The organism is Spirulina sp. CCNP1310 (assembly GCF_034932185.1).
In the GTDB taxonomy this organism is placed as follows: domain Bacteria; phylum Cyanobacteriota; class Cyanobacteriia; order Cyanobacteriales; family Spirulinaceae; genus Spirulina.
The window spans coordinates 23,016-29,360 of the sequence record NZ_JAYGHW010000074.1; the positions used below are offsets into that span (position 1 = coordinate 23,016).

The following is a 6,345-nucleotide window of genomic DNA, read 5'->3' on the forward strand; positions in this document are numbered from 1 at the left end:
CCCATCGTGAGGAATTGTCATGCCTACCAGTACCCTGAGCCTTGATCAGATTCTTAACCAATTGCGGGCTGATGTGCCTTCGGATTGGGAGAAGGACGAGCACTTTCTTGCTGCTGTCTCCTTTTCTAGCTCTTCTGGGTTTATGACTAAAATTGTATAATTCGATACATAGCATGGATTGTCTAGCTGCTGAGAGCCTCGAAAAACTCGTGACATTAGCCTTTCTTATAACCCTAAACCGTGAAGACCTATTCTAAAAAAATTGTGTAGTAATTATCAATGATTTAACAATAGTGCTAAAATAAGGGCGACCTTATAGGAAAGACCTATAAGGAATTTTCTGAAAAACTATGATTTAGAGTATCAACATGGGAAAATTACACGACTCTTTGTATGATGTCCACCAAAATGATGAAATAGCCCAAGCACAAGACATTTTCAGGCAACTGATCCAAAATGAGCAACGGGTGGAGCAGGAAGATCAAGAAAAGGGGCAATATGTTGGCGAGGTTTATTCAATTAGCTACGAATCAGCATTAGTACTTATCCACGATCACTATCGAAAAAAAGTAGGGGGTATTCCCAGCCTAAGTTTTTTGATTGCTACTCGTATCGATCCCAAAAGCTCAATTGATTATAAAAAAGAGGATTCATCGATCATTTTGTTGCGTGTTATGGATGCTGCACCACTTCCTAATGCTTTTGAAGCTGAACGTGTTAGAGTAGAGACAGCGCAAAAAGCGAGTGGTGAAGATATGCATTGGGATAGTCAAGAGTTGATGGATTCTCACACCCACAATCTCCTCTCTTTTGCTGGAATAAAATGTAGAGTTATTGGCACTTTTTTTGTTGATAAAAGCTCTGATGAACACTCTAATTCTTTTGTTTTACGCTTTGGCAGTGATTTGTCAAATTATTATCCTAACGAAGGCTTAAAGGTATACAAACCAAACGACAAAGCTCTATCACGCATTGTTAATTATCGTGATCCAGATCGTAACGATTTAAAAACAGATAAGTCAGTTGTAATCGGCAGTATTCGCTACGCCTCAACCAATCGCTCTTTTCAAGGTATTTCTAATGTTGAGGTTAAAATTCTTCCTGCGGATTTGCTTGGTCAGAAGACTGCACTTTTTGGAATGACTCGAACGGGAAAATCTAACACAACAAAAATTATTCTTCAATCTGTATTTAATCTTCGATTTGAAGATGACCCTTTAAGAGTTGGGCAGATTGTTTTTGATCCAAATGGTGAATACGCCAATGAAAATGTGCAAGATGCTAACCAGAATAAGAATCCATCAGCGATAAAAAATATTTGGAAATCGCATCCTGATGGCAAAGAAAAAGACGTAGTAACATACGGTATTTTGCCACATCCTAACGATCCAAACCGTAAGCTGATGTTGATCAACTTTTACGATGAAAATATGCTGCAAACTGGCAAAGACATCATTAATGTTTTGCTTACAACTGATTCTTCAAAATACATTCAGAATTTTTGCCAAATCAAGTTTGAGAAACCAGATAAGAGTCAATACTCTAAAGACGGGGAATATTATAGTGCTTTGACTCGCTATAATCGCAGAGTTCTTGCTTACAGGGCGCTCTTGGCTAAAGCAGGATTTTTACCACCGAAGAATCTGAACCCTACAACAAAAGGATTATTTAAAAGCAATATTCTCGAAGTCATGGCTAATATTGCTTTAGAAAAAAAGAATAAAGATACGGAGAAAGCAATTAAACTAGCTTCTGAGACTCTATCAAAAGAGTCCCCATCATGGGGTAGTCTAGCTTCAGCCTTTGAAGGTCTGTTTTATTTTCTCAGTACGGACGATTACACTCAATTTGACACAGAGTACATCAAAACCTCAAGTACTGGCGAAAGTTGGGCTGATGCTGATTTGGTAAGAATTCTAGAAATGTTTACATTTACAAAAGGGGCTAACCAGATTGGCAAAGTACGCAATCAGCACACTAACAATACATCAGTTGATTATGCCGCAGAGATATATAACCATCTCAAAGAAGGTAGATTAGTGATTGTAGATCAATCAAGTGGTGATCCTGAAGTAAATCAATCATCTGCCGAGAGAATCATGTGGCATATCTTTAAAGAAAATCAAAGTCTCTTTCGGCAGGGCAAAGAAGATATACCTGATATTATTGTTTATCTAGAAGAAGCTCATAATCTTCTTCCTTCAGGGTCAGATTTAGATTTAAAAGATGTTTGGGTTCGTTCAGCCAAAGAAGGGGCAAAATATCGTGTTGGAATGGTTTACACTACCCAAGAAGTGAGTAGTATCCAAAAGAATATTCTTAAAAACACTTCTAATTGGTTAATTGGACACTTAAACAACACGGATGAAACAAAAGAACTCAAAAAATACTACGACTTTGAAGACTTTGAGCAGTCAATTCGTCGCGCTCAAGACAAAGGATTTTTAAGGGTTAAAACTCTGAGCAATCTTTTTGTTATTCCAGTTCAAGTCAAAAAGTTTGAGGTGTAATTATGCCATACGAAGGTGAATTTGCTGGCTATAGCTCTTTACGGCGGATTGTACAGAGCGAACGTGTTAAAAAATTATTGGGTACCTACAAAATTCGTGATGCTGCTGATAGCTTAGGTTCTTTACAAATTTTAGAACCTGTGAGTATTGAACCTAGTGACTGGAAACCCAAGATTCTAATTGCTATAGATGGTAGTCATGCAGAAGTCAGCATCAAAAACGGTTTTCCTGGTGCTGAAGCTGCCTATATTAATGTAGTATCTCTAATTTTGGACATTGAAAAAATGAGGGAACTTGATCAAAAACGACCTGTTAATCCCCAAAAATTCAAAAAAACTCAAGAAGCTGAACCATCAATAGATTGTGCCTTGCCTGGTTGCAATGTTATTTCTGAAGGAGAAAGCTCGGCTGAAGCATCTCTCAGAAAAGCAGTATTTGAAGTCTTCAAGATTCATAAAATGTCAGATGATGGTGAATCACTTCTGGACACCTATGAAGCGTTGCTGAAACACAAGCCGGATACGGAGCGTAAGCAAAAATGCCCTTATGAAGACTGTCCAATAGATGCAAACTATCCGAGAGGAACAAATCAGTATTCATGCTCATGTATATTTTCTAGGCCTTTATATTCAACCGATGCACTTAGATTTCATGAAAGAATGGTTCCAGCAGGAACCAATGGAGCTATATTTTCCGAAATCATGCAAACTCTTGAACGAGTATGGGTTATTCATATTTTAAGAACTATGGAGGCACAAAAGTGGCTTCCTACGTTACGAAGATTAGCTATTGTACTTGATGGGCCACTTGCAGTTTTTGGACAGCCAGCTTGGATTAGTCAAGCGATCAGAAAAGAGTTATATCGATTAAATGACTTAGTGCGTAAAGCCACAGGGGGTAAAGATATTCTCTTGATTGGTGTTGAAAAAACGGGGCAGTTTGTACAGCACTTTGAAGACATAGATCGTAACTCAGAAGGAGTAAGTGGAGTTTTTCCAAAGCAAGCAGTTGGTTTACTTACAGATTCCTATATCAAGAAAAATATTATTTTTTCTGAAGGAACAAAAATGTATGGTGATGCAACATATTTTGGACGTAAATTTTTCTACAAAACTAAATCAGGTGCAAGATTAGTAGCTAGTCTTCCATTTTTAAAAGAAGATCATAGAGATATGACTCGTGCTGAACAGTCGCAGTATCCAAGATTAGCCGATGCAATTGGACTTCTAGATCAGCTTGTATCTTCAAGATTTGCAAACGCATTTACTCCTCTAGTAGTGGCTAATTCAGAAGCAGCAATACCTCTTAGTCTTGGTAAAAAAGTATTAGAAGGTTTAGCCAAAGAATTGATGACAGAATAATTTATAAATTTATAAAAATGACTCATGAGCTTTTGAAAATTAGTACTCCTACAGGTCGATGGTCTGGGATCGGCCCTTATTATGCAATGTTTCCAAGAGAATTTGCTTTTAATGTAGTTGAAAAATATTCAGAAGTAGGACAAAGTATTCTCGATCCGTTTGCAGGAAGAGCAACAAGTATTTATGCTGCTGCTTCACTTAAAAGACATGGCTATGGTATTGAAATAAATCCCGTCGGATGGCTTTACGGAAGGGTCAAACTTAATCCAGCACCACAAAAAAAGCTTCTGGCAAGAAATTATAAAATTGCAAAAATAGCAAATAGTGTCTTGATTGATGAATTAATTTCATTACCAGAGTTTTTTTCATTTTGCTACACACAAAATGTCTTGCGTTATCTTATTGCAGCAAGAAAAACTCTTTCTTGGAAGCATAGCTATATTGATGCAACCATGATGGCTCTTATTTTAATAAATTTACATGGTAAACGAGAATCCTCTCTATCTAACCAAATGAGACAGGGTAAAGCTATGCATCCTGATTATTCAATTCGGTGGTGGCAAGAGAGAGATATGTCTCCACCTGATATTGATCCTGTAGAATTTATGCAAAATCGAATTAAGTGGAGATATGCAAAAGGAATACCAGAACTAGAAAAAAGTAAGATCGTTCTGGGAGACAGTACATTAAAACTAAAGCAACTTGTTAGAGAAATTCAAACAGGGAAGCGACAACCATTTAATTTATTGTTTACTTCCCCTCCATACTATAAAATTACAAATTACTACTATGATCAATGGCTTCGATTATGGATGTTAGGAGGACATCAACATCCAATTTATACAGGAGAAAATTGGAAAGGCCGGTTTGAGTCAATGGTAAAATATACTCAGTTGTTGAGCAATATTTTCCATAATTGTTCTAAAGTTATGGCTAACAATGCAGTTGTCTATATTAGGACAGATGCACGAAAATTTACATTTGAAACGACCAAAAATTTACTAGAAAAAACATTTCCAAAATGCTCAATGCAAATACTACCTAGTCCTTTTAAAAAAGAAACTCAAACTGCACTTTATGGTGATAAAGAATGCAAACCTGGAGAAGTAGATATCATTTTATATTTGTAATCTACTAAATGTTAAAGTGGGCAATATTTACGCTGTATTTATTGAGCAGTATTTCAATAAATATGAAAATAGATAACAGTAGTAGTGACCAATGCCCACCGATAATTTAAATTGGTAGGCCATGCCCAATACCCATTTTAGCGATATATCAAACAGCACCCATAACAGCCAAAGAACAACTCCTCAAGGCCATTGAACAAGCACCAGATTCTTTACTTGAAGAGGTTTTAGATTTTCTACTCTTTATCCAATCACGGCATAACCTTGATCAGCTAAAATCATCCACCCACCAACCCCACAACCACCCCCCAGAAACCCGGTTTCTCACCCTCAGGATCATGAATCCCAAAACGAAACAGGCTCCCCCCTGCATCCCTCAAAAAGCCTGATTTCTGGAGAGCGCTCGCCCCCGCATGAATCCCTATCTCAAACACCGCATCAATCACAACGTAATTTACATCTGATTGCCCATGCCTGACCCAGCCCTAATCTACGAAAAACTTTTGCGGGGATGTTCTATGATGGAGTTAGCTTAGTCTGTTGGAGGATTAGGGTATGGAAACGATCAAGTTACAGGCTCACATTGGCCAAGATGGTACTTTGCAGGTAACAGTTCCAGAACGATTGAGAAATCAAGATTTAGAAATTTTGATGGTCTTTCAGCCTGTCGTGATTACGGATTCTGAACAATCACCATCGACTCCTGATGGATTCGTTGACCCTGAAACCTTAGGATTTTCCCGTTATTTTTTGGAAGAAGTTGTAGGCGGTTGGCTTGGAGAACCCCTAGAACGTCCACCCCAATTGGAATTTGAGGAGCGAGAAGAATGGATGTAACCTATTTATTGGATACTAATGTTTGTATCAAAATTCTCAACTCCTCAAACTCATCCGTTAATCAACGCCTTCTTTCTACCCCCAAGGACAACATTCGTCTTTGTACAATCGTTTACAGTGAACTTTATTACGGTGTCTGTCGTAGCACACAATTTCAGAAAAATTTAAACAAAATTAATGGTTTTTTTGATGAGTTTATTGTAGTTCCGTTTGATATGCAAAGTGCTAAAGTTGCGGGTGAAATCAGAGCACAGCTTGCTATGGCAGGTAATCCAATTGGTGCAAATGATTTACTGATTGCTGCGATCGCCATTGCCCATTCTTTAACCTTAGTTACACATAATACCCGTGAATTTGGTCGAATAGAACAGTTAGCTTATGGGCACATCGAAAAAAAGAAAAAACTGAGCCCCCAGGGAAAAATGTGAGAGGCTAGAGGAGGAAGACTCAGGGAGAAAAGCTCATGGCAAAAGGATTTGGTCGAATCAAGCGCCGCCGAAAAAACCT

5 protein-coding genes are annotated in these 6,345 nt (G+C 37.9%); all 5 read left to right on the forward strand.

The genetic code is table 11. The annotated features are described in order from the left end of the window. Positions 1 to 368 precede the first annotated feature (368 nt). The 5 genes from VB712_RS13425 to VB712_RS13445 all read left to right on the forward strand — a co-directional run bounded on the left by VB712_RS13425 (position 369) and on the right by VB712_RS13445 (position 6,266). Positions 369 to 2,510 (forward strand): helicase HerA domain-containing protein, encoded by a 2,142-nt coding sequence (locus VB712_RS13425; RefSeq protein WP_323255521.1) that lies wholly within the window; start codon positions 369 to 371, stop codon positions 2,508 to 2,510. 2 nt (positions 2,511 to 2,512) lie between these two features. Next, positions 2,513 to 3,871: a DNA double-strand break repair nuclease NurA gene (locus VB712_RS13430; RefSeq protein WP_323255523.1), complete on the forward strand. Its 1,359-nt coding sequence runs from the start codon at positions 2,513 to 2,515 to the stop codon at positions 3,869 to 3,871. Between the two features lie 17 nt (positions 3,872 to 3,888). Then, entirely contained in the window at positions 3,889 to 5,001 is a 1,113-nt protein-coding gene (locus VB712_RS13435; protein WP_323255525.1) for a DNA methyltransferase, read from the forward strand. Between the two features lie 555 nt (positions 5,002 to 5,556). Next, positions 5,557 to 5,838 (forward strand): hypothetical protein, encoded by a 282-nt coding sequence (locus tag VB712_RS13440; protein ID WP_323255527.1) that lies wholly within the window; start codon positions 5,557 to 5,559, stop codon positions 5,836 to 5,838. Beyond that, the gene (locus tag VB712_RS13445) at positions 5,829 to 6,266 is read left to right on the forward strand and encodes a type II toxin-antitoxin system VapC family toxin (RefSeq protein ID WP_323255529.1); all 438 of its coding nucleotides are present in this window, start codon (positions 5,829 to 5,831) and stop codon (positions 6,264 to 6,266) included. Before VB712_RS13440 ends, VB712_RS13445 begins: the two co-directional genes overlap by 10 nt. The last annotated feature ends 79 nt before the right edge of the window (positions 6,267 to 6,345 follow it).

What these genes read in the sequence shown, in the direction of transcription:
- VB712_RS13430 (WP_323255523.1), top strand. Translation starts at nt 2,513, where the DNA reads ATGCCATACGAAGGTGAATTTGCTGGCTATAGCTCTTTACGGCGGATT.
- VB712_RS13425 (WP_323255521.1), top strand. Translation starts at nt 369, where the DNA reads ATGGGAAAATTACACGACTCTTTGTATGATGTCCACCAAAATGATGAA.
- VB712_RS13435 (WP_323255525.1), top strand. Translation starts at nt 3,889, where the DNA reads ATGACTCATGAGCTTTTGAAAATTAGTACTCCTACAGGTCGATGGTCT.
- VB712_RS13440 (WP_323255527.1), top strand. Translation starts at nt 5,557, where the DNA reads ATGGAAACGATCAAGTTACAGGCTCACATTGGCCAAGATGGTACTTTG.
- VB712_RS13445 (WP_323255529.1), top strand. Translation starts at nt 5,829, where the DNA reads ATGGATGTAACCTATTTATTGGATACTAATGTTTGTATCAAAATTCTC.